The sequence below is a fragment of the Coleofasciculus sp. F4-SAH-05 genome (genome assembly GCF_040222985.1).
GTDB classification, from domain to species: Bacteria; Cyanobacteriota; Cyanobacteriia; order Cyanobacteriales; family Coleofasciculaceae; genus Coleofasciculus; species Coleofasciculus chthonoplastes.
The window spans coordinates 25,010-49,257 of record NZ_JAVKBY010000081.1; the positions used below are offsets into that span (position 1 = coordinate 25,010).

The 24,248-nt window shown below is 45.2% G+C and carries 19 protein-coding genes; 9 read left to right on the forward strand and 10 right to left on the reverse strand.

Going from position 1 to position 24,248, the window contains the following annotated elements; all coding sequences use genetic code 11:
• Positions 1-24: 24 nt before the first annotated feature.
• A complete protein-coding gene (locus tag RIG27_RS09765) occupies positions 25-243 on the reverse strand; it encodes a hypothetical protein (RefSeq protein ID WP_446344660.1) in 219 nt (72 codons plus the stop codon).
• Between the two features lie 241 nt (positions 244-484).
• On the opposite strand from RIG27_RS09765, the gene RIG27_RS09770 reads away from it, so the two are divergent.
• Positions 485-883 carry a DUF6464 family protein gene (locus RIG27_RS09770; RefSeq protein ID WP_446344662.1) on the forward strand — a complete coding sequence of 133 codons (399 nt, stop codon included), beginning with the start codon at positions 485-487 and terminating at the stop codon, positions 881-883.
• A 162-nt stretch (positions 884-1,045) separates the two neighbouring features.
• On the opposite strand, the gene RIG27_RS09775 is transcribed toward RIG27_RS09770, so the two are convergent.
• From RIG27_RS09775 to RIG27_RS09785, 3 genes are all read right to left on the reverse strand, one after another.
• Positions 1,046-1,342 carry a hypothetical protein gene (locus RIG27_RS09775; RefSeq protein ID WP_446343217.1) on the reverse strand — a complete coding sequence of 99 codons (297 nt, stop codon included), beginning with the start codon at positions 1,340-1,342 and terminating at the stop codon, positions 1,046-1,048.
• Positions 1,343-1,530: 188 nt separating this feature from the next.
• Positions 1,531-2,595: an ABC transporter permease gene (locus RIG27_RS09780; RefSeq protein ID WP_446344664.1), complete on the reverse strand. Its 1,065-nt coding sequence runs from the start codon at positions 2,593-2,595 to the stop codon at positions 1,531-1,533.
• A 58-nt stretch (positions 2,596-2,653) separates the two neighbouring features.
• Positions 2,654-3,172: an adenine phosphoribosyltransferase gene (locus tag RIG27_RS09785; RefSeq protein WP_446344700.1), complete on the reverse strand. Its 519-nt coding sequence runs from the start codon at positions 3,170-3,172 to the stop codon at positions 2,654-2,656.
• A gap of 407 nt (positions 3,173-3,579) precedes the next feature.
• Here RIG27_RS09785 and RIG27_RS09790 point away from each other — a divergent pair, with 407 nt between their 5' ends.
• From RIG27_RS09790 to RIG27_RS09800, 3 genes are all read left to right on the forward strand, one after another.
• Positions 3,580-4,917, forward strand: coding sequence for an RNA-guided endonuclease InsQ/TnpB family protein (locus RIG27_RS09790; RefSeq protein WP_446344702.1), 1,338 nt, complete (start codon positions 3,580-3,582; stop codon positions 4,915-4,917).
• Between the two features lie 14 nt (positions 4,918-4,931).
• On the forward strand, positions 4,932-5,558 hold the full coding sequence (locus RIG27_RS09795) for a DUF3038 domain-containing protein (RefSeq protein WP_446344666.1): 627 nt from the start codon (positions 4,932-4,934) through the stop codon (positions 5,556-5,558).
• A 63-nt stretch (positions 5,559-5,621) separates the two neighbouring features.
• Positions 5,622-7,064 (forward strand): DUF4335 domain-containing protein, encoded by a 1,443-nt coding sequence (locus RIG27_RS09800; RefSeq protein ID WP_446344668.1) that lies wholly within the window; start codon positions 5,622-5,624, stop codon positions 7,062-7,064.
• Positions 7,065-7,656: 592 nt separating this feature from the next.
• Here RIG27_RS09800 and RIG27_RS09805 read toward each other — a convergent pair.
• The gene (locus RIG27_RS09805) at positions 7,657-8,589 is read right to left on the reverse strand and encodes a PEP-CTERM sorting domain-containing protein (RefSeq protein ID WP_446344670.1); all 933 of its coding nucleotides are present in this window, start codon (positions 8,587-8,589) and stop codon (positions 7,657-7,659) included.
• Between RIG27_RS09805 and RIG27_RS09810 the strand changes: the two genes are divergently transcribed.
• From RIG27_RS09810 to RIG27_RS09825, 4 genes are all read left to right on the forward strand, one after another.
• Positions 8,588-8,752, forward strand: coding sequence for a hypothetical protein (locus RIG27_RS09810; RefSeq protein ID WP_446344672.1), 165 nt, complete (start codon positions 8,588-8,590; stop codon positions 8,750-8,752). The two genes, RIG27_RS09805 and RIG27_RS09810, sit on opposite strands and share 2 nt — an antisense overlap.
• 503 nt (positions 8,753-9,255) lie before the next feature.
• Positions 9,256-10,593 (forward strand): AAA-like domain-containing protein, encoded by a 1,338-nt coding sequence (locus RIG27_RS09815; RefSeq protein WP_446344674.1) that lies wholly within the window; start codon positions 9,256-9,258, stop codon positions 10,591-10,593.
• A 160-nt stretch (positions 10,594-10,753) separates the two neighbouring features.
• A complete protein-coding gene (locus RIG27_RS09820) occupies positions 10,754-13,225 on the forward strand; it encodes a CHASE2 domain-containing protein (RefSeq protein ID WP_446344676.1) in 2,472 nt (823 codons plus the stop codon).
• Positions 13,226-13,241: 16 nt separating this feature from the next.
• A complete protein-coding gene (locus tag RIG27_RS09825; RefSeq protein ID WP_446344678.1) occupies positions 13,242-13,982 on the forward strand; it encodes a DUF928 domain-containing protein in 741 nt (246 codons plus the stop codon).
• Positions 13,983-14,203: 221 nt separating this feature from the next.
• Here RIG27_RS09825 and RIG27_RS09830 read toward each other — a convergent pair whose 3' ends face one another.
• From RIG27_RS09830 to RIG27_RS09845, 4 genes are all read right to left on the reverse strand, one after another.
• Positions 14,204-14,524, reverse strand: coding sequence for a DUF433 domain-containing protein (locus RIG27_RS09830; RefSeq protein ID WP_446344680.1), 321 nt, complete (start codon positions 14,522-14,524; stop codon positions 14,204-14,206).
• A 203-nt stretch (positions 14,525-14,727) separates the two neighbouring features.
• Entirely contained in the window at positions 14,728-15,654 is a 927-nt protein-coding gene (locus tag RIG27_RS09835) for a CHAT domain-containing protein (protein ID WP_446344682.1), read from the reverse strand.
• Positions 15,655-15,834: 180 nt separating this feature from the next.
• On the reverse strand, positions 15,835-17,778 hold the full coding sequence (locus tag RIG27_RS09840; RefSeq protein WP_446344684.1) for a tetratricopeptide repeat protein: 1,944 nt from the start codon (positions 17,776-17,778) through the stop codon (positions 15,835-15,837).
• 347 nt (positions 17,779-18,125) lie between these two features.
• Positions 18,126-22,385, reverse strand: a complete 4,260-nt coding sequence (locus RIG27_RS09845) for a two-partner secretion domain-containing protein (RefSeq protein ID WP_446344686.1) — start codon at positions 22,383-22,385, stop codon at positions 18,126-18,128.
• A gap of 459 nt (positions 22,386-22,844) precedes the next feature.
• Between RIG27_RS09845 and RIG27_RS09850 the strand changes: the two genes are divergently transcribed.
• Positions 22,845-23,000 (forward strand): hypothetical protein, encoded by a 156-nt coding sequence (locus tag RIG27_RS09850; RefSeq protein ID WP_446344688.1) that lies wholly within the window; start codon positions 22,845-22,847, stop codon positions 22,998-23,000.
• Between the two features lie 44 nt (positions 23,001-23,044).
• Here the strand turns inward: RIG27_RS09850 and RIG27_RS09855 are convergent, their stop codons facing one another.
• Positions 23,045-24,133 (reverse strand): hypothetical protein, encoded by a 1,089-nt coding sequence (locus RIG27_RS09855; protein WP_446344690.1) that lies wholly within the window; start codon positions 24,131-24,133, stop codon positions 23,045-23,047.
• Positions 24,134-24,248: the final 115 nt, after the last annotated feature.

Below are 24,248 nucleotides of genomic sequence, written 5' to 3' on the forward strand. Positions count from 1 at the left end.
CATGGGTGCAATGGCACATCTCTACTATCCTAGTGCAGAAATCTCATCGACCACCTTCATCCGCCCTCGGCGAAATGCGCGGAGTAATCGTTCTAGGGAGTCTCTCTCTTCATCAGTTAGTGATTCTTCTAGCAATGCTGCCATTAATCCGTATCGGTCAGCGATCGTAATTTTACCAGAACTGCTAACTTGAGCGAATAAATCAGATAGCGCACCAGGTATAAGTCTCACTGAAATTTTCATAATGTTGTATTGAATCAACACTTTTATCCAATATGAACCATCTTAACCATTTGAGGGATATGGGTCAGACCCCACACCCCAGTGGAGGGGCGGGGGAGTTGGGGGAGCTGGGGGAGCCATGTAGAGACGTAGCATGCTACGTCTGGGAGCTGGGGGAGTCAACAAAGGACGAATGACATAAGACAAATGACAACAATGATTGCGATACCATCCAAGTGTAGTCATAATCACACCTATCACTATGGAGCCAGAGTCTCTTCCCGCAGAGCTAATCCTGACGCAATCGCGTCAGAGTCTGGGTAATATCCGATTAAATTGGACTCCCCAACCGGGTAATTATCTTGACTATAAGGGTCAAACCTACGCTGTCTTAGAGCGTCGCCATCGGTATCTTCTAAAATCTGGGCGTTATCGTTTACACAAAATTGCCCTGTATGTCCAATCAGCTCCGCGCCCGACGGAGAAAAGTTTGGTCGATGGGCGCTGGGTGCTCGGCGATGCGAGTTGTGAATATAATGCGAATTCTGAACTTGTGCGTTGTGCTGTTAATCCAGATGGTCCTTGTCAGTCTTGCCGTTACTACGAACCAATTCAACAAAACCTAAGCAATTCTGACATTCCCTACCGCAAAAGTCGCTGAAGCTAGATTTTACTACTTTAAGGTGATTGGATGAACGAAGAATCCCCCGCGTTTTTAACCGGGGGAGTGTCAACACTTATCTAAAGATAGAATTTGTCGCCATCTTGAATTAGGTTTTCTAATTTGGAAAGTCTATCTACCCTTAGACAGAAGCAATTAATATTATCCCCCATACGATAGAAACTCTATTTGGGGAATCAAGGGGTCTTGTACAATCCCTACCCCATGAAATCCCCAGCGTTGAAGCAATCCTTTTAACTGGGTTCCCGAAACGGACTCAATGGCAAAGCGATCGCTCAGATCGGCGGCGTGGGTATTCAGATAGCTGAGGGCTTCAAACCGTTCGCGAAACATCAATAAGTAACCTGCCCTCATCTCACTATCCCTAGCATTAGGCTGGGCGATGAGATAGCGACCATCAACTCTGGAAAGAATTAAGTAATAGATTTGGCTAAACATTTTGATTGGTCATTAGTCATTAGTCATTAGTCATTCGTAATTTGTCATTTGTCATTTGTCATTATTAATTTGTCATTCCTTCTGTAGGGGCGGGTTTCACTACTATCCTTTCTTTCTATACCCAGATGGGGCTAAACCCGCCCCTCAACTCAACCTACGCCTAATTGATATTTTTGACTTCTGATGAATTATTTGAGATTTTCGAGGCGAATGCGTGGGTCAACAAATTTGAGCAGCAAATCAGCGAGTAAGTTACCGACAATTAGCATCGCTGCCGCCATCATCAAGGCTGCCATCACCAGATAAGTGTCTTTAGTCGTGACCGCTTTTAACGTCAAGCTCCCTAAACCGGGCCAATTAAAGAAAAATTCAGCAATAAACGCACCACTTAACAAACTAGCAAATTCAAAACCCAGGATGGTGATTAGGGGATTAATGGCATTCCGTAAGGCATGGACATAGATGACCCGATTTTCTGGAAGTCCCTTGGCACGGGCTGTTTGGATATAATCTTGCCGCAAAACATCCAACATTGCCCCGCGTGTAATTCGTTGAAGTCCGGCAAAACTAGTGACTGAGAGGGCAAGGGTTGGTAAAATCATGTGCCATCCAATATCGAGGACTTTACCAATGGGAGACAAATCGGCATGATTAATACTGGTCATGCCACCCACAGGAAACAGCGGTGAGGTGTATTGGGCGATAATTAGCAGCACTAAGGCAGTGATAAAGCTGGGAAAACCCTGACCGGTATAGCTAATCACCTGTAAAGCGCGATCGGCAAAGCGGCTTTGCTTGACGGCGGCAATAATCCCCAACGGAATCGCGATCGCCCAAGTGACAATAATTGAGGAAATGGCTAGCAGTAAGGTGGCTGGGATGCGTTCCCAGAGTAGAGACGATACGGAACGAAAATAAACAAAACTCTCACCAAAATCGCCCTGAGTCACCACTCGCACCAGCCAACGCCAATATTGCTTGTAGGCAGGTTGATCCAAGCCAAATTGTTGTCGGAGTTCCTCAATCCGTTCCGGGGAAATCTTGGGATTTTGCCGCAGGGTGTCCAAGTAATTGCCTGGTGACAATTGAATGATGGCAAAACTGAGGGCAGATGCCAGAAATAAGGTTAATAAGGCTTGCAGGAAACGTTTGACGATGTAGAGAAACGTCTCACTGGTGACAATCCGTATAAACCCCGTCCACGCCCCATCTAAGCCATGGCGAGTTGAAGAATCCTGTGTTGAAGAAGTCATTCGTTCTTATTGCTTTACTGAAGAAGATACCCAATCACTCATCACCGATCACCAATGCCTAATACTCCACCAAGGTAACAATCGGCACATCAGGCAACTTCTGACGCCCCTGTAAATCCCTTAGTTCGATGATAAAACTAAAGCCCACCAGTTCACAGCCAATTTTTTGCACCAGCTTGGCAGTAGCGGCGGCTGTGCCTCCGGTGGCGATTAAATCATCGGCAATCAGAATACGACAACCGGAATCAAAGGCATCTTGATGAACTTCTAAGCGATCCATACCATATTCGAGTTCATACTCAATGGTATGCACGGCGGATGGGAGTTTACCCGGTTTACGCACAGGGATAAACCCAGCGCCGAGTTGACAGGCGAGAGCCGGACCAAAAAGAAAGCCACGGGATTCCATACCGACGACATAATCTGGTGTGATTCCCGCCTGTTTACAGGTTTGAGCCAAGAGGTCAATCGTGTACCGTAGTCCCTCTGGGTGGCGCAGCAGGGGGGTGATATCCCGAAATACGATTCCAGGTTTGGGAAAATCGGGGATATCCCGAATCAGTGACTTTAAATCCATAGGTAGATAAGCTTCTTGAGCAAAGGGTTTAACAATTGAATCAAGGCAGGAGACCGATTGTGAATTATTGTGCCATGATCGCATCGGAAAGGGTGGGTCAGTGAGTTGCCATTGGCTACCAGCCAAATCGTACACTAGAAGTTCAGAGGTTGAACGATGAGACGGGCTAGTCCTGCAAGTGCCTAGCCAATAACCCTAATTCTGGGCGGCGATTCAATAAAACTCGCCAGGATTTCCCCTCCTCAAAGCGAGTGACGAGTGAGCGTTCAGCTCACGAAGCGTAGATGGGGGAGGAATGGCGGGACGGCGGAGGTACAGAGCCGTCCAACACAAAGCTTGTTTCTTACGACTATGGTAATATAGAATAAACTCGTAAAACTATTGCTTGAGTAGGGGACGTAAAATTGATGGGGCAAACCCTAACCGCCAAATTAAAATTAGAAGCCACTTCGGAGCAGAAAGAAATGCTTCGAGTGGCTTCTTTGGCGTATAGGGATGCCCTAAACTTTACTTCTGAGATTGCTTTTGAAATGTGTAAAACCTACAACGGCACGAAGATTCAGAAGGAAGTTTATTATACGTTGCGAGAGCGGTTCAATCTTCCCTCACAAATGGCTTGCAATGTTCCTCGACAAGTAGGAGCAGTCTACAAATCATTGCGAACAAAACTAAAACAGAACGAGGCGGCGCTTAAAGCAGGTCGAACCAAGAAACGATACAAGGGATTGGACAAGCCACCCAAATTTGTTTCTCGCACCTGCACGTTAAATTATCAACGTGACTACTCATTTGTTAAAGACCAGAAAGTAAGTGTCATCACTCTAAATGGTCGGATCAAGGTGAATTATCAAGGCTACTCCAAGCACCTCGAAATGATTAATTCTGGAGTCGCCAAAATCGGAGCAGCAAAGCTCTGGTACTCCAAGCCAACTAAAACTTACTACTTGTTAGTAAGCCTGGAGGTAGAAGTACCAAAACTAATACCAACCGATATTAATCGAGTCATGGGTGTGGATGTTGGGGAGCGATACATTGCTGTTGCCGCAGATACTCGGAACAAGACTCAGTTTTTCAGTGGCAAAGAGGTGAGACACAAGGCTTCTCGTTATGTGAGAGCGAGAAAGTCTTTGCAGCGTAAAGGCAACCGTAGTGCAACTCGTAGATTGGTGGCACTGTCTGGACGGGAGAGACGGTTTATCGCTGATACAAATCACTATATTGCCAAACAAGTTGTAACACCTAACACGCTAATTGGATTGGAGAATTTAACTCACATTCGAGAGCGGACAAGACCGAAAAGGAAGGGTAAAAAAGCATCGAAAAAACAGCGTAAAGCTAACAGGAATAAAGCCAGCTGGTCATTTGCAGAATTACACAGCTTTATTGACTACAAGGCTGTACTGTCTGATAGCTTGGCTGTAAAAGTAAATGCTCATTACACTTCTCAGGCTTGTCCGTGTTGCGGTCACACATCTAAAGAAAATAGACCCAACAAGGGTCTAACTTTTGTGTGCCAGCAATGCGGTTATACTCTCCATGCTGATTTAGTTGGTGCTAGGAATGTTGCACTGAGAGTGCTACTCTCTCGCCAAGAGTGGGAGAGTACGGGGCGTATTTCAGCCGTCCCTGATGTATCTGGTGATGAAACCAAAACTGATTACCGCTTTAGGTATTCAGGGCTGAGGTGGAGCCAAGATGCAATCCCTAACTTCAACGAAGTGACGCCTCAAGGCTCAACGGAGTAAGTTGGGGTAGTTGAATGATTCTTTCTGTAAGCGTAATGCCGACAAACAGTCCTGCTGCTCCATCCCATCCCGTCATTTTAGATAATTTACCCGATCCTGGTATCTCAGATCGGGGATGCCCGTCACGAACTCGGCAGCAGATTGACCTGATTTTACTTGCCATTGAAGCGCTGGAACTGGGCGGTTCTGAGGCGATGCTGCTGGTAGCCAAACAGCTAGAACTTCAGGACATTATTAACAATCGTGTGGTTCTTTGGCGTCTACGCTGCACTAATCCCTTGCGACGCTCTCACACACGCCGTCCCCTGAATCTAGAAGAAGCCAAAGCATTAGTGATTATAGCTAGTTATCTGGCTCGCCGGATGACGGTTGTGATCCGACAACTGCTCCTGGCTTATGAACAACTGAGTCAAAAGCAGGTTCCCATCGAACAACATTTTCGCTTGTCCTCTTATCTAGAGAGATTCCGGGCGCATTTCCGCAGCCGGATGAACCCACGACGGGCAAAAGTTTCTGTCTACAATACCGATGAAAAGTTAAATGAGCTAGCATTGTCGCTGTTAGCGCAGTTGCTGTTTTGTACAGGAACCTCTGGTATGCAGCGATTTTGGATCAGTTTGTTTGATGGAGAAGTCGGATGAACGATCCGAACCAAAGTTGAGAGCGTCCGTAGCTATAATAGTGGATTCCATAAGGAAAAAACGATGACAATTCGACGCCAGTACAGTTTGCCCAACTGTACGCTGATCCTAGAGGGATTAAGTGATACAAACTCCGCAGGGGGAGATCAGCTCGATGCTCGTCCCCTAATGACGATTCTGGTTAACGCAGAATGCCGTTTTATGGGTCAGCCGCAACCCATTAGCGGCGGACGAGATTTTTTTGAGAGCTTAGTTCAGTCGGTTAGTCGCTATGCTCAAGAATTTTTGAGTCATATCCCTCACCCTCAACTTGATGGCGCTAAACCACCTTTGGTGCAGTTACAATCACTTCCGGATAAAAACTTGCACCGTTTAAGGGTGGGGCAACCTGCAGAGGCACTTTCGGGTGTTCCCGCTGATTCCCATAGCGCATCCGGGACTTCTGCGGGAGGGATAGATGGCAAAAATCCTGTACAGCTTGATTTAACCACGGTACAGCTATTTGATTTAGTTGAGGCGATCGATCAGTTCCTCGCGGATCAGCACACCTTGCCTGATCTGGCTGTACCCTTACAACCGATTTCCCGACGGTATCGCAAAGCTGACCAATCCGTCGCCCAAAGAAGCGCACCTGCTGCGATTGGCGTGACGAGTTTAGCTGTCGCAGCATTGGCGTTATTCTTTGTACCTCTCCCAGAAGTGCGTCCTCCCAAGCCAGCCTCTGAGTCTAATGCTACGGAAACAACGTCTCCAACCCCAGATAGCCCAGGTCAAGTCACCCCAACCCCCACCTCAAGTCCCCCTTCGGCGGCTGAATTGGAAGACGAATTAACCGACACTCAAGAGATTACGAATCCCACGGAGTTGAGTTATTTGAAGCGTTATCTGCACAGAGAACTCAATCAAGAGTGGGATAACCGGGAAGGATTAAGTCAGAATTTAGAGTATCAGGTTACGGTTGGCGGAGACGGAGATATTATCGGGTATAAGCCCGTTGATGATACACCTGTTGATAGTGCAGAAAACACGCCTTTACCGGAGTTGAGCTATATTCCCACAGAAGGCGGTACAGCCAGCCGAGAAACCTTTGCTCTGTTCCGGGTGGTATTTACGCCAGGTGGTGTGTTGCAAATCAGTCCTTGGCAAGGCTATCAGGAAGAACCGGGTTTAGGACCAGAAATCACAGAGCGGAGGTTACTGAGACAGTTAAATAATCAACTCTACGACACGTTAGACGAACGGTGGGAAGGAACACCGTTATCACGAAGACCATTAAATTACCGAGTGGCTGTCACTGAAGATGGTACAGTTGCTGACTACGAACCGACCAATCAACCAGCTTGGGATTATGTCGAGGAAACACCGTTGGCAGAATTAGCCAACCCAGAAGCGGCTGGTATTGGCAGTGAAGAAACTGGATTTGTTCCCGACAAACCCTTAGCTCAGTTTCAGGTGGTGTTTAAGCCGAATGGTGTGCTGGAAGTTAGTCCTTTACGGGGATTCTGATGAGAATAAATTTACTCATTTAACAGGGAACAGCTTTCCTAACTTTAACCCCCAAACTTTCAGGTATCAGTTTAACCCGGTAAAGGGCGACCCGAGCCAGATGAGTGGACACAGTTGTTAATTTGTGCGGGTCGCCCCTACAATAGAAGGTTGGTCTAAGCTGTCACGCATTTAAATTGGGAATGGGTAGCGAGCAAGATGCAAAGCCTGCGGCATGGCTTCGCTTAACGCACTACAAGGATGAGAGGAATTCTTGACATTACAGGGGTAACGGCTGTATTAACACACCCTGCTACCGTTAAAGTCCCCCAACCCCCCCTCGTTCCGGAGGACAGAGGATGCGAGAGCTTTTTTTGCATGGGGGATTTAGGGGGATCAAACGTATCTCATAAGAGCGGAAAGTGCTGTAAGGAAATGTCTCGGTTGAGGCTATGCTTCTCTTGAATAGCTGTAAACCAGAATTGACAAGGGTTTTGGCTTAAGTTGACACGGATGTAGTGAAACCCGCCCCTACATTATCTCCTACTCAACTAACTTACTTCCCTTCGTTGTGCCACATACTCTAAAAACTAAGGCTCAAGAATCCCTGACTTTACATCCGACGACGCTTGCGGATTTGACTAGCAAAAATTAAGCCGAAGGTGGCTAACCCAAAGACGGTACCTGGCTCAGGTACAGATTCACAGTAATCTCGTTCACAAATACCGGATTTGTCAAACTTAAAGGCAATATTGTGGTTGCCATCAAACTGATCTAAGTCATACCCCGCCGTTATTAAATCAGAGTCACTCAGATACATAATATCGGCAATAAACTCTCCCGATGCAATAGAGTTGAGACTTTGGGCTTGGTCAAAATAGGTTGTTGTGGCGGGTAAATCCCCGAAACTGGGTTCACATAAACCGGGAATACAGTCTCGGGTAACCACAGCATTATTATAGGCTGCTATACTGCCAAAACCATTGTTTTCTCCGGTAACACTTTTGGCGGTGACATTGGCGTATAAACCCACTTGGGGTGCGCCGGAATCACTGTTGGGAGAAAAACGAACGGCAAATAAATCACCCGCGTCGCTAGCTGTCGTAAAGTCTTGATTCGTCAAGTTGATGAATAAATCACCCCAACCCGTATTAGCGTCATCTGCACCCGTTCCATCCACACCAGTTAAAGGCATATTGCCATTGAGGACAACCAAAATGCTATCAACTGTTTCCTTGACAGACATCCCGTAGAGTTCATAGCGATTCTCTTCGCCCCCAATGATATTGCCATCAACGCCATCATTGGGGGAATCTGGACTATGATCCCAAGGGGCGTCATCACTAGGTTTTGGTCTGGGTTTTTTGTCGATATCAATTACGCCGCCATCGTTGAGACATTCTTCAAAGACATTGATAGTAGAGCCTTCATTTAACGCTCGTAATGTGGCAGCTTTGGCGGCTTCTCCTGTGATAAAAATTAAGCCAAATGCAGCGGTTAAACTAATCAGTTTTGTGCCAATTAAGGGTGTGTTACGATTAGACATGATTTTCTCCTTAAACTGGTATTTAGTCAGAGCTTTAGCCCTAAATTATGTTGGTTTTAATGGCGTGGCTGTAGTCAGAGCTTTAGCCTATCAACGTAAGTCGGTTAATCCCTTGGAACGAAATCAAAATCGGGTTAGCTTGGATGTTGCCTGCTTTCTGTAACCTAGTCCTAGGATGTCACCATTGTCAGCTAAGTTAAGGCACTAAATTTAGCACGGCTACTTCCCTGAAAACTCAAGTCTGATGCGGTGCGTTACGCTTTGCTAACGCACCCTACGACTAGAATACTGCATCGTGTATAAAGGGGTGCGTTTTATTTATAAACTGATACAAACTCAGGTTCGTCTTATGTCATTTTGCCTTTGTCCTTGGAAAATGGGAAATCCGGCGTGATTAGGCTTGCCTAGATCCAATTCGTGGATGTTCTGACTATCCTTATTAAAGAACAGACTGACTCACCTTAACCCCCCGCAACCTATCAATTTTCCCGCTAACCTATAGCACGGAAATTTGCAGAAAGTATCAAAAGGTATCGAAAAGTATCAAAAGGTATCAAAAGGTATCACCGTTTTGAGTCAGGGCGGGTTTTGTGAAGAAGTTATCGGTGGTATCCTCGATTTATAGGCTAAACTTGCCCCTACAGGTTATTACAGGAAATTTGCTATATGTTGTGGGATGCATTTCTAAAACGAGTCGCTGATGCTCATGATTTGTTTGAAGAAGATGAGCGACAAGCTTTCTTAGTTCGGTTTAATGAGCGGAATTTACCCCGTTCTGATATCCAAGTCGCACAGGATTTAAATATTAGTGAAGTGACGCTGCAACGGCGACTGGGAAAGGGAGTGTATACTCATTTAGTCACCAGTTGTCCTCGGCTAAGTACCGATAAAAAGGGAAAATTTAAGATAGTCAGAGATTGGTTAAAAAAGGGGTATATTCTCTGTCAAGGGAATAGCACTCTATGGATGAACAAAACGGCGGGAAGTCATCCCTATCCAATCGCCAATTCTCCTTATGTTGAACGTCCCCCGTTTGAATCGCTATGCTATCAAAGTCTTTTTAAACCGGGTGCGTTGCTCCGGATTAAAGCACCCCGACAAATGGGGAAGACAGAGTTAATGGCAAGGGTTTTGAATGCCGTTCAACAACAAGGCTATCACAAAGTCTATTTAAACTTGTGCCAACCGGAAGAATCGGTAGTGCAAGATCTCGATCAATTTTTGCGTTGGTTGTGTGTCAGTGTCAGTCGTCAGCTACAAAAACCGCTGCAACTCCAGGACTATTGGGATGTGGATCTCAGTAGTAATGATAACTGTTCGGCTTATTTTCAGGACTATTTATTAGAACAAATTGATTGCCCCCTCGTTTTAGGTTTGGATACAGTTGATCGCCTTTTCTCGCATTTGCCTATTGCACAAGATTTCTTTGGAATGCTGCGGGCATGGCATGAAGATAGTAAAATTATTGATAATTGGCAAAAACTTCGATTAATTGTGTCTCATTCGACCGAAGCTTATATTCCGCTGGATATCAATCACTCACCGTTTAATGTGGGAATAACGATTTCCCTACCCGAATTTACAGCCGAACAGGTGACTGAGTTAGCTCAAAAGCATGGACAGGGATTAAGTCAGGCTGATGTGAATTTATTAATGAATCGGGTGGGAGGACATCCGGGTTTAATCAAACAAGCGTTGATTTGGCTACAAACCTTGGGGACAATGACCTTAACTCAGCTATTGAATGAAGCGGCGACGGAATCAGGGATTTATGGGAGTTATTTACGAAAGATTTGGCGCGAATTGCAGGACAATCCAGCCTTGATTCCGGCGCTGAAAAAGGTGATTGAAGCCAACCATAGCGTGAAATTACCCTCCAAACTTGCTTATCAGCTTGAAAGTCTTGGGCTGGTGAATTTAACTGGAAATCAGGTAATGATGCGATGTGAGCTTTATCGTGACTATTTTGGTTCTCGCTTGGCGAATTTTGGGGAGGTTTCGTAGTTCGTAGTAATGGCTTTAGCCTTTGACGGGAGGCGTAGCCTCCCCAATAGCATTCCCTTAAGAGGAATGTCATTGACTTAAGTCTGGTGGGCAATGCCCACCCTACGGTATATCTGGGAACGAGAATGACGAATGACGAATGACGAATGACAAATGACAAATGACAAATGACTATCATGTAGGCGGAAGCTTACCCCCAAATGCGACAAGTTATGTGAGGCGTTCAGCAGATAAAGAACTCTACGAAGGATTAAAAGCTGGCGAATTCTGCTATATCCTCAATTCCCGACAAATGGGTAAATCAAGCTTACGAGTACACACCCAAAAACGCCTCGAAGCCGAAGGAATTGTCTGTGCGGTAGTTGATTTAACTCGGATTGGGCGTCAGGCGAACGAACAACAATGGTATAAGGGAATTGCTTATCGTTTAGTCAGTGAATTACGACTGGCGAATCGCGTCAAATGGAAACTGTGGTGGGATGAACATGACTCCTTAGCACCTGTACAGCGGTTGGGAGAATTTATTGAAGCGGTTGTCCTAGATATTATCCCTCAAAACTTAGTCATTTTTATTGATGAAATCGACAGTACCCTAAATTTATCCTTTCCCACCGATGATTTCTTTGCCTTAATTCGATCCTACTATAATGGACGAGATACGAAGCAACGCTATCAGCGTTTAACCTTTGCATTGTTAGGAGTCGCCAGCCCATCGGATTTAATCCAAGATAAAACCAAAACACCGTTTAATATTGGTAAAGCGATTGAATTACAGGGATTTAAACTGGATGAAGCATTGGTTTTAGCTCAAGGGTTTGCCGGAAGGGTTAAGCATCCGCGAAAGGTGCTGGAAGCGATATTATATTGGACAGCGGGTCAACCCTTTCTCACCCAAAAATTGTGTCAGTTGGTGCAACTGTCCTGTGAGTCTCAGTTAGACCCAATTATCAACAAGAGTAGGGTGAATCGAGTTATCGATTACTGCGATAATTTTATAGGGAAAACTCTCAGTAGGGTGGGTTTCGTTCCGTTAAGGGTTTTATCGAGAAGCCTTACGGGTAAAATCCATCGCGACAACAATGAACGGGAATTCGTGACACAAATCGTGCGATCGCAGATTCTGCTAAACTGGGAATTCACGGATCATCCCGAACATCTAAGAACTATACGCGATCGCATCCTCCTCAGTCATCATGGTGCAACACCATTACTCCACCTCTATCAGCAAATCTTACACAGAGGCGAAATCCCCGCCGATGAGAGTCACACCCAACAAGAATTACTCCTCTCAGGATTAGTGGTTCAGCGTCAGGGTAAACTCAGAGTTCATAACCCCATCTACAAATCAATCTTTAATCGCCAATGGGTCAACGCCCAACTTCCAGCACAAAATAAGCATTCTGTCAAGACCCCCGCTTGGACAATTCCCGCCATCAGTGGGGTTGTCAGCGTTGCGGTGATTGGAGTGCGATCGCTCGGTTTATTGCAAGGGTTAGAATTGCAAGCCTTGGATGGATTAATCCGGTTGCGCCCAACCGAAGCCTTAGACTCGCGCCTATTACTGGTGAAAATAACCGAAGCCGATATCAACAACTACCGCTATCCGTTATCCGATGACGTGCTAGTCAAATTATTGCAGAAACTAGAATCAATGCAACCGCGAGTAATCGGCTTAGATATCTATCGAGATAACCCGATTCATTATCGCAATGCACAGCGAGAATCTTCCCTGGATTTACCCACCTATCTGCACCAAAGCAATCGGGTGATTCATATCTGTAAGGTTAGCAGTGAAAGCGATCAAGGAACCGCTTCTTTCCTCAATCTTCCCTGGCAAACTCTCGGCTTTAGCAATGTATTAGTGGACAGCCAAAACACAGAAACCGGTCTATTACGCCGCCAGCTATTATATCAAAAAGTCCCTTCAACCTCACCTTGTCCCACCCCCTACGCCCTTAACGTTCAACTCGCCTTTCGCTATTTAGCCGCCGAGACTATAGTACCCACCTTTACCGCCAAAAACGGCAACTTGCAGCTTGGAGATACTATTTTTGCCGATTTAAAACCCCGTGCTGGCGGATATCAACGGTATGATCCCAGAGGTCAACAAATCCTCCTTAATTACCGTGCGGTTCAACCCATCGCCCAATCCGTGACATTAACCGAGGTTCTCCAAGGTAAAATTAATCCCCAATGGGTCAAAAATCGGGTAATATTAATTGGAGTTACCGCCACCAGTATCAAAGATAGCTTCCATACCCCTTACGGAGAAATGCGAGGATTAGAAATTCAGGCGCATGGGGTGAGTCAGATTCTCAGCGCGGTACTCGATCAACGTCCCTTAATTCAACCTGGGCATTTCTGGAGTGAGATATTGTGGATTGGGGGATGCTCCTTAATTGGCGGACTATTGATTCAGTTAATCCCAAAACGCCCCTACCAAATCCTCGCCATAGGCACAGCATTAATTCTATTATCAGGACTAAGTTTAATTCTATTAATTCACGGCTATTGGATACCCCTAATCCCATCCGCGATCGCCTTAATTGTTTGTAGTAATGTTTGTAGTAAGGGCTTTAGCCCTTTACCAGCCTCAAATCGTGACGACACAAGTATAACAAAAAACAAATAAAAAGGACAAACAACAAATGACAAACAAACTATTCAGCCTCACCATCATACCCCTTCTGATCATCGCCCAGCGATCGCCCCTCGACGCCCTCATCTTCAACCAACCGCCACCCCCACCGGATAAAGACACACCGGGACAACAATCGGATTCAGGAACCCGTGGACCCTGTGACGCCCAACCCGCCGAAACCGATAATCAATTAGTCGCCATTGTCCCCGCCATTGAAAAAACCGGAATCAGCTTATCAGAAACTCATGTTTGGGGATTAACCCAGAGTCAACATCCGACATTTTGGTTTTATCTTCCAGCCACAGCCACCTCAGCTCAAGTCGCCCAATTTAGCATCGAAAATGAAGCCGATTATCAAGCCAACTTTCAATTCAATCTACCCCAAACTCCCGGAATTATTAACCTAGCCATTCCCACCAATGAACCCCCACTAGAACCCGGTAAATGGTATTATTGGTCATTGAAACTCTATTGCCAGACTCAAGCATCAGCGCCTAATTTTTTTGTCGATGGCTGGATTAAACGGGTACAGGTTGAGACGCCGTTAAATGGTAATACTTCCCCAGAAAAAGTAGTCATTTATGCTCAAAACGGTTTATGGTTTGATACCGTCACCGAATTAGCCAACCTGCACCGCCAAAACCCCCAAGAAACCGAGACAGCCTGGGCAAACTTACTAGAATCTATCGGTTGGGAACAACTTACGAAAACACCAATTATACCCTGCTGCACCCTAGAAAAACAGTAGCTGTTCTGACTTTTCACGGGAAGTCTTAAAACTATTGTATAGCCATGGCGCGTCTGGGCGGGTTTAGTTACATCTGGGTGCAACCGAAAAGATAATCGTGAAACCCGCCCCTACACAATAACTACAAACTCTCTCTGCGTACCTCTGCATTCAAAAAACATAATTCTAATATAAATAACTAGGAGAGTAGAACTTTAGGGAAGTGATGAGTATTGTCAGGTTTAAATTGCCTCGCTTTCCGCCTTTAATTGCATGAGCTTGCTCACGACAGGTGATGGATTACGTCGTTGTTCGTGCCGCATTTTTTGCCCCCACTCTAACCAATCTTCCATATAGTTACTAATTTTTTCTTGATGATGCAGATAATAAAGGATTGTGGCATAAACTTGTTCTAAAGAAAGAGTGATATAAATTTTGGCAATTCCTTCTGGAGTACGAGCGCGATAAATGTACTCATACAAAATTGTCTCAATTCCAATCCGCGAACCCTTAAGCCGAATATCATTGGGAGCGAGAATATTGAAATAGTCTTCGAGTTGCATATTGGGCTACCTGCTATTCAAAGTTAAAATGCAAAATGTAGCACAATTATATCATTTTGTTCTCTTATAGCGCTACGTGCTAGAGAATAGGTAATAGGCAATAGTGATTATAGGGCATGGCAATGCCATGCCCCTACCAAAGAGTAAAGATTATTAATTGGATTAGGGGCACGATACTATCGCGCCCTGTTTTAGGGATAAATTTATCCTGGAAACAACGAGAGCCAATTTCCAATTAACACAAAGGGCGCCCAATAATAAGGATGCTGATAATTGGCATTGTTTAAAAACACCTTCTGAACCCGCTGTATCGCTTCCGCTTTGCTCATCGGTTCCGTGGAATTGGTTAACTGTTGATAGAGTAACCGAATAAAATCAGTCGTTGATTTATCATTCACTTCCCATAACGTCGCAATTGTACTCCGCGCCCCAGCACGAACCGCGATTCCCGCTAGCCCTAATGTCGCCCGAGTATCCCCATTGGCGGTTTGACAAGCACTCAACACTAACAGTTCAATCGGATCAGGTAAACTTTCCTCGCGACTTTTGAGATAGTGACTCAATTCATTCACCTTAATCCGTTTATCCCATGCCAAAATAAAGGTTTCATTGGGATTAGAACTAAATTGTCCGTGGGTGGCAAAGTGAACAATGGAAAAGGGGCGGGCGTTGATTTGAGTTTGCAGAGCTTGACTGGTAAATGCCTGATTGAGTAGCTTTACATCTGAGGGAATTTGTGATAGTTCGATTTCAACATTGGTGAGGGGTGAAAAGCTTTGATGAGGGGCGAAATCGGAGCGTACCTGAGATAGTCCAAACGCCAGCGTCTGTAAGGGCTGCTGGGAGAGGGGTACAGGGGCGAGTAACTGAGGTTCTCGATTCAGTGCGATCGCATATTTTTCAATCATATAATGATTCCCATCCCAAAGCACTCCCATAGGAACGGTTTGTAAGGCGCCATCGAGGACAAATACTAAGGTATTTATCCCATTCGCCTTAAGCTGAGATTCAAAGGGAGCAACTAACCAATTATAGATCGGTTGAGAGGTATTTTGAATCGCTTGAGTATAGCGAGAAGTACGTTGAGGATTAGTGAGTTGAGTGCGGAGTTGATCAACTATTTCTTCCACCTGACGGGGGGAAAGCTTGACGCGATGGTGCTGTAAGGTTGGCTGGGTTCCAGATTTAGAATGACTGGGATTAATTTTCGATCGCCATGGTGTAGAGACGCGCCATGGCGCGTCACTACATTTCTGTCAGTGGTCGGTAACGTCAATACTTTCTGGTGGCTGGGGTAGTTTAAGAATAACCTATAATCGATCATCTAAAAGAATCGTATAAATAACCGCCGTATTCGGGGCGTGTTTATCTACAATTTGGTCAATTAAAGCAGGGGTTGATGACGCACAGGCTTCTTGTAAGTAGTTCTCTAATTCGGCTAATTGCAGTTGGGCTAAAACCTCTCTGGCTTGGATTAAATTTTGCGGTGACGGGGTTTCTTCTCGCAAAAGTAAATCAATCAATTCTCGATAAATCGGCTCAATTTCATCTCGAAAGGAAAAACGAACATCGGGGTTAAAGGTGGCTAAATCTTGGCGAATCGTATTGAGTGTATTCACCGCCGCTTGATAGGCTGCGATCGCGGAGCGTGTTCTTTCAGAACGTATCGCGCCCGATTCTCCTTCAATATTTCCCTGGGCTTTCCGCAAGCGCCCCAGTTGCCATTGCCATTGATAGGCAATATCCCACGCCTGAATGGATTGGCTAATTTGAATGGCTTGATGGGTTAACTCTTGAGCATTTTCCAGGTTCTGATTCGATTCATAAAGTTTACCACTAATCCCCGTCGCATAAGCTTCGCTGCGCCGATCCTCTAAATCGTGAGATTGTTGAATAATCTGTTGATTTTTGTCAAAAGTTGTGGTTAATAAACCATCCAATCTTGTCCAAATGCTGTGACGATAAATTGTGGGAACCTGTACCTGGTTTTGGCTAACCGTTTGCTGAATTTGGTTTAAAGTAACCAGAAGTTGAGCAAACTGAATTTGGCAATCAATAGCGGTGTGATTAGTGGGTAATGTGCTGATCTTGGCTTGAATTTGGGTTAAATTCGGCAGTTGCGGTACAAGTTTTTCCTGCCACCATGTTTGAGCATTTGACCAGTGCCGCTGCTTAAGTAACCAGTATTGGGTATTGAATAAAACACTCAGGTGACTTAGCTGAGATTGGAGCGGAATTAGGGGCGAATTAGATAGAGTTATTGCCTGTTGATAATAATCACCAGCTTGAGCCACAGCATCCAGAACAGGTTGAATCTTCTGGAGAGAGGGGCGAGTTCGTTCGTATAAACTGCGCTGGTGATGATAAGTATCCTTCGCCCAGTTTCCCAATTGGAAATACGCTTCAGCCATCGCGTCTGTATTGTCCAAGCTTTGCGCCAGAGTCAAACTTTTGTCTAATAAGTATTTAGATTGCTCTAAGTTAGTTAACGTATTGAACTGGAAAGATTCTTTTAAAGACAACCAATTTGGATCAGACGGATTAGAATTACCCACAACCCGCACCAATTCTCCCAAACGAGACCAAGCCGTAAATTTAAGCAAAGAATCCGGTTGGCGTTGTAAACGCATAGTTGCCAGAGTTAACGTTTTAAATGCCTCCCGAAGTTGTCCTAAACTTTGCAACGCTTGGGCTTGATTAATCAAGCTACCAGTGCTTCCAGTTTCATCCCCTAAGCGGGTGTAGAGGCGATGTACCTTTTCCCAAGTTTTTAGAGCATCAGCCGCATTACCCAGAGAGAGTTGTAAATGTCCTTGATTATTAAGAACTTGAGCCAAAATCAAAGATTTATCCGGCGAATCAGGAAGAGATTGGAGTTGGTTAAAACTGAGTGCGATCGCGTCTTTCGCCTCCTGCCATTTTCCCAATTCTTGAAAAGCCAAAGCCAGATAACCCAAGACTCGCGCTTGTTGAAGTTGATTTCCTTCATCAGCCAATTGGGATACGGCTTCTTCCCAGAGACTTACCGCCTCTGTAAATTGTCCATTTTGATAATAACCTTGACCTTGTTGAACTAACCCATTGATATCAACAATAGGAGTTTGGCTAATAATTAGCGGGGGTTCGGTACTCAGTGCCGATTGACGAGTCAGATAAGTTTGACCCAAGCCAATCAATAGAGTAAAACAGACAGCGATAACCCCATATTTAAAGAATAATTTCAGATGACGCCATAAAAATGGGAATTTAGTCATAATTTATAATAAGAATCATTCACCCTTGTTCGTAGTTGCGCTCGTAATTGCGCTCGTAGTTGCGCTTTAGCGCCAGTTCATCGTCACGCTTTCCCCCCAATAGCGACAGACCAAGATACAGCTTACCACCAATAAAAGTGGAATTGCGATGGGGAAAGAGAAAGAAGTTAACCCTTCAAGCTACCTGTAGGGGCACGATATTATCGTGCCCTTGATATTATCGTGCTTAAGTCCTAAGTTGCAAAGGTGCGTTACGCTACGCTAACACACCCTACAGATAGATCCTTTGCGTAAGTCCTACGTTTATCTTTCCGACACGTCGGTGCAGGGCGCACGTCGGTGCGCCCCTACGGGACAATCGCGTCATTCGGTACAGGACAAATCGGAGTTTGCCAGGAACTATACAGCGTCGGATTCGGGACTCTCGCCACCAATTCAACCTCTCCATTTTCCTTAATAATCCATCCTTGCGCCTCAATAATCTGAGTTGATTTCGTCTCCATTTGCGAATTATCTCCTCCAGAATTAACCCGATTTTCTGTCGAACTTATCGGATCACGGAAATCAACCCAACCCTGATGATAACTGGCATTATTTATTGGATTGGGTGGTAAACCTCCGCGTCCCGAAATAATAAATTCACTGGTTCCACGCCGTTGACCGACTTGACATCTTGGTTCAATTGGGTCTACAGGTTGTAACTGGGGTAAAGGTTCGAGTTGAGGGCGAGTTTCCGTATTCGTTTCTACTGTCCCATCAATCCCTAATTCAGAACTAGCGATAAAGTCACTCTCTGGAGTACGGCGTTCTTCAAATTGGCGAAATCCTTCAATTAGTAAAGCCGTCGCCGAAATGGTTCCACCTTGACCCGCAAAGGCATTAGCCACCACATCACTATTTTCCGAGAGAATTGCCCAAATAATTCCCCCAGCATTAATCGTAATATTACCGCCATTTGCCGTACCAAACGCTTCCGCCGCAATTTCACTATTGAAGCGCATAATAATAGAATCGGTCACATCTAAACGAATATTACCCCCTTGACTAGCAGTTGTCGTTGCCCGTAGGCGTCCTTGATTGGTTAAAAAGATAGAATCAGCCGTAATCTCCAAATCACCCGACGTGCCAGAACCACTCCCACTCACGGTTAATTGTCCCCCATTTTCCACGGTTAAACGACCCGTATTCAGGGTAATTCCTCTGGCATTCGCCAAACTTCGAGAATCAAAAAATAAACCACTTCCTGAATCGTTAACGTCTACGGATTCTGAAGCGTCAACCTCTATAATTCCGCCTTCTCCGGAGTCAAAGGTTGTCGCAGATATTTGTCCACCGCCTTGGATAACTAATCGTCCAGTATCTATCGTTAACTCTCCCGCATTACCGGAACCCGAGGAATCAAAGACTAAAAGGCTAGGGGTTTGACCATTCGGTGACGTACCAACAACTTCTACTGATTCAGACGCATTTACAGTTAATTTTCCCGCTTCACCAGTATTCGCCGTTGTCGCGGAAACCAATCCTCCATCTTGGACAATTAACCGACTCGTATCAATCGTTAATTCTCCCGCATTTCCCCCGGTTCCAGAAGCCGACGAATCAAATAATAAGCTACTAGCCCTTTGACCATCAGCCGATGTACCAATAACCTCAACAGATTCAGTCGCCGTCACATTCAGTTTCCCCGCTTCACCAGTGCTAGAGGTATCTGCAGAAACTCTCGCCCCATCTCGAACCACTAATCGATTCGTATTAATATCTAATGTGCCAGCATCACCTGGACCCAAAGTGCTAGCTGAAACTAATCCGTCATCGCGCACGATTAATTGGTTTGTATTAATCAAAAAATTGCCAGCATCACCCGCATTCTCAGCATTCAAAGTCGTTATAGCACGAACCTCTGCATTAATGACTTCCATAGACTCAGACGCATTTATTTCCAAATCTCCAGCATTCCCGGTACTATCCGTACTACTTGCAACTGATGCCCCATCCCGCACAATTAATTGGTTTGTATTAATCAAAAAATTGCCAGCATCACCGGAACTCGAAGTGCTAGCTGAAACTAATCCGTCATCCCGCACGATTAATTGATTTGTATTAATCAAAAAATTGCCAGCATCACCCGCATCATCAGCGGGCAAAGTAGTTGTAGCACGAACTTCTGCATTAATGACTTCCATAGACTCAGACGCATTTATTTCCAAATCTCCGGCATTCCCTGTACTATCCGTACTACTTGCCACAGATGCGCCATCCCGAACAATGAATCGCCCTGTATTAACCGTCAGATTTCCCGCATCTCCAGAACTAAGAGCAAACGTATATAAACCGCCTGATCTTCCATTAGGTCTTGTGCCACTTAATTCTACTAAATCAGAGGCATTTACTGTTATATTTCCACCCGCACCACTACTGGTTTTCTCAGCAGCCGCAGCAATCTGCGCCCCATCCCGGATAATCAATCGCCCGGTTTCAATAAAAACATCTCCGCCATCCCCATCAAGCACACTCGTACTGAATAAACCACTGGTTAAAAGTACACCATCATCTACATCTGGTGTACCAGACAATTCTATAAATTCAGACGCATTAACTCTCAATGTTCCTGACTGCGCTGTGCCACACCGACTAACTGCTCCGCTTCCACAATTAGTTGTTGATAGTATCCCACCATCTCGCAGAATCAACTGTCTCGTGTTTACTGTCAAATCTCCAGCATCACCATCCCCCAAAGTCCTGGCTTGTAAACTGGTATTCCTCGGCTGATTGCCACCTGGGGGTATACCTACACCAATTAATTCCACAGATTCGCTGGCATTAATTGTCAGATTACCCCCTTGACCTGAATCCTCTCCCTCACGTTGAGTAACCGTAAAGATTCCAGCTCCATTTACGAGGGAAAGTGACCTAGTATTAATCTCAATATCACCGCCCTTACCTTGACCTTGAGTTGCGCTAATAATTGAGATATTTACACTAGGGAGAACGATTTCTTCTTGAGCCGTCACGGTAATATTGCCACCGACACCAAATCCCAAGCCATCATCAGGTCGAACCGAAGAATCAACATTGTCTGTAAAGGTAATATTTTGGTCAGAAATAATCCTGATTTCACCGCCATTTCCGGAAAAGCTGCTGGTATCAATCTGACCCATTTCTATATCACCTCTGGAGTCAATAAAAATAGAGCCACTATTTCCCACAAACCTACGTTCAAAATCATCGGTAAAAATTCCTGGCACAGTAATCACTCCCCCCGACAAGGAAAGATTGGGGCGATACTGATTGGTTAAAAGCACCAATCCATCCGCCGCCTGAATATCGATAAAACCATCAATTCTAATATCCGCACTCGTTCCTGTACCTACAGCGTCAATCGTCGGTGCTGGATCGAATTCGCCAAAAGGATTAAAATTATCAATGGGTGCAGCATCAGGTGTGCCAAAATTAGTCGTACCCGCACGGATATCTAAAGTGGGTCTTATCGAGCCATTAATCGTGATTTCTGTCCCATCTGATAAGACGATAATATCCCCATTAATCGCATCAGCATTTGCCTCGACACCTTCTATAGCAACATCCCCGGAAATCGTGACACTCCCCCCAGCCAAAATATGTAAAGAGGGACCTGTGTAACTATTGAAACTCACATCCCCACTAGCCCGAATTACTGGGTCATAAGGACTTGACAAATTCCCTAAACTACTATCTAATTGTTCAATCCGAAAATTTCCACCACTCCAGAAGTGAGCATCCGCACTAACCGTATTGCCAGAACGAAATACCATATCCCCACCGGAAAATAACCCACTATCGGGATGATTCAAGGCAAAAATATCGATCGCTTGATTCCCCTGCACCAACAATTGACCCATGGCTGAAGCAATAAACGGACTCGCTACGCTATCCCGCACCTTCAGCGTATCCGTCGCCAATAGAGTCAAATCCCCCCCAGCTTGTACCTGATTCTGGAGGTTGAGAGTTCGACCCGCGAGAATCAAATCCCCTCCTACAGTTAAACTACCAGAACTTGCGATCGCACCTTGATAATTTGACCCATATTGCAATCCCGGCGTCAGGTTAATCGTCAGTAATGGCGGTGTTTGGGGATTCGTTGCACTAAATTCTGTGCCATTCTTAAACACCCACGCCTCTGCTGTAGACGCCACAAACGCCCCCTGAACATCCAACTGGGCATTTTCGCCAAAAACAATCCCATTCGGATTCATCAGAAACAAATTTGCCCTACCATTAACCCCCAAGGTTCCCAAAATATCCGAAACATCCGTACCCGTCACCCGGCTGAAAATCGTGTCAATTCCCGTCGGATTAGCGAAATAAACCCGTTGTCCCTCCCCCACATTAAACTCAGAGAAACTGTGGAACAGATTCGCACCTCGAATCGCCCCTCCATCAATCTGATCCGCCGGAAGTCCCTCAATGATCACATCCGGCGTCACCACAGAGCCTTCCCCCCCTAGAGTAGAATCAGGAATAACTTGGGCAAAGGTAGGATTTATCCAATAGGATACAACCCATGCGATCGCCACTCCTGCGGCTAAACGGATTCCCCGACGTGATTGACTTTGCCTGAATCTCACCATGACACCCTGTCTCAGACTCCGTATTTCTACTGATATTCAAATTAAGCCAGATGGAGAAATGCGATCGCTACCGTAGAATTACGGAAATCTGGCGCTTAGAACCCTATTCGTAAATTATTTGTAATATAAACGACAGCCTTTAATCATCGAAACGTAAACTTCTATGTCATTTACTTGTGCTTTCCCGTAAAGGTGATTACATTAGAAATTGAAGCCGAAAGGCTTACTAATGACAGAAGTTGAACTGACAAAATAAAATTAGGAGGTATAAAGCCGACTGATAAATTTCATCTCTATTTCCTCATTGACAAGTAACAGCAACGCTCAACAAATTGCTGAGATTTCCTAAAATTGTAAACTAGGGAGATTAAGCACTCAAAACTAAATTTTTAGTGCAACTCCAGATAGAATTAACTTAAACAGGAAATCATTCAAGCAAGCTAGTTTTGAGAGTTGCTGTTGCTTTATGGTTTGTCATTCGTCATTCGTCATTCGTCATTTGTCATTCGTCATTCGTCATTCGTCATTCGTCGTACTCGCTTCTCTTCACGCAAGCGCAGTTTTAAACGCAGATTTAACGATAAAATTCTAGAACCCTTCTTTTCCAGACTGTAGAGACGTTGCATGCAACGTCTCTACAAGGTTATGTCTATACAACACTATTCTGGCTCTTGAAACACGTCACAGGAGAACATCTCCGTTAATGTCCGCAGATAGGGTAAAAAGGTTGCCATATTTTCGGGAGATAGACGATTGTACATTTCCCAACCAATCGCTTTAAGCATATCCTGCACTAAACGCCAGCCGACATGCAGACGCGGATAAAGCATGACGCATAAAGGAAACAGTTCTCGCTGCACCGCCCGAATGTCATCTTCTAAAACACACAGACACAAATAAACCTGAAACATTTCCACGTCGCGGATACTGGCAATTCTCACGGTTTTGCTCATCAACGAACCGCTGTAGGTTTCGTAGTTGGGATTCTGACGGCAAACTTGTTGGCAAACGGAAATAGCCAGTTTCGTACTGATGGGTAACAAATTCTGCACCGCTAATAGCGCCGGAGAATTGTAGGGATGGTTGGCAGCCGCATCATACGCCGCTTGTAGGGGCATATACATGTGGTCATCCATTACCTTTAAATAGGGAAGCCACAGTTTTTGTTCCGCTGGTGAGAGCCAATCCAGTATCTTTTGACCCGTGTAGTGGAACTGCATACTGACAAACCCGATCGCACGGCGGTCAACACTCGTATATTTTTGGCGCACTTGACCAAAATCTTTGCCGACAATCACCGATAAACGTCGGGGTGTTGCACGTTGAGCATAAGCATTTGCTGTCTTTTGAAACAGATAACGGGTATCAGCCGCAATTTCTAAGGGATTGACTAATTCAGGATTAATACCATGACGACGAATTTCCTCAGATAACAGGGTTTCGGTCAATGACCACGCTTGGGCGCTGGCAAAGTTGAGCTTTTGCATCATTTTCTCTGCCGTGCTTTTTCTGGCTTCGAGTGAGGCAGTTTGCTTGAGATCCGCCGCCGCTAAACTGGAGGCTGACTCATCTTGGTCTTGATTGGTAACAGCCGTATAGTATTTCCTCGCCCAAAGCACCGCCAAGGAATGAACGTTGGATGTTGACGAGTCGGACTTTGACGAGTTGGGTGGTTTGCCACCAGTAGAACGCTGACGCGGTCTCGGCTGGGACACGTAACGTTCTGTGGATGCGATAGAATAGGTCATGGTAAAAATCCCGTTACACTCTAATTTCCCTTCAATGGAGAGGATACAAAAAACCAATTTGTCTCACCTGTAGTCAGGTGAGTGTCAATCAGCACTGATTATTTATCCTCTCAGC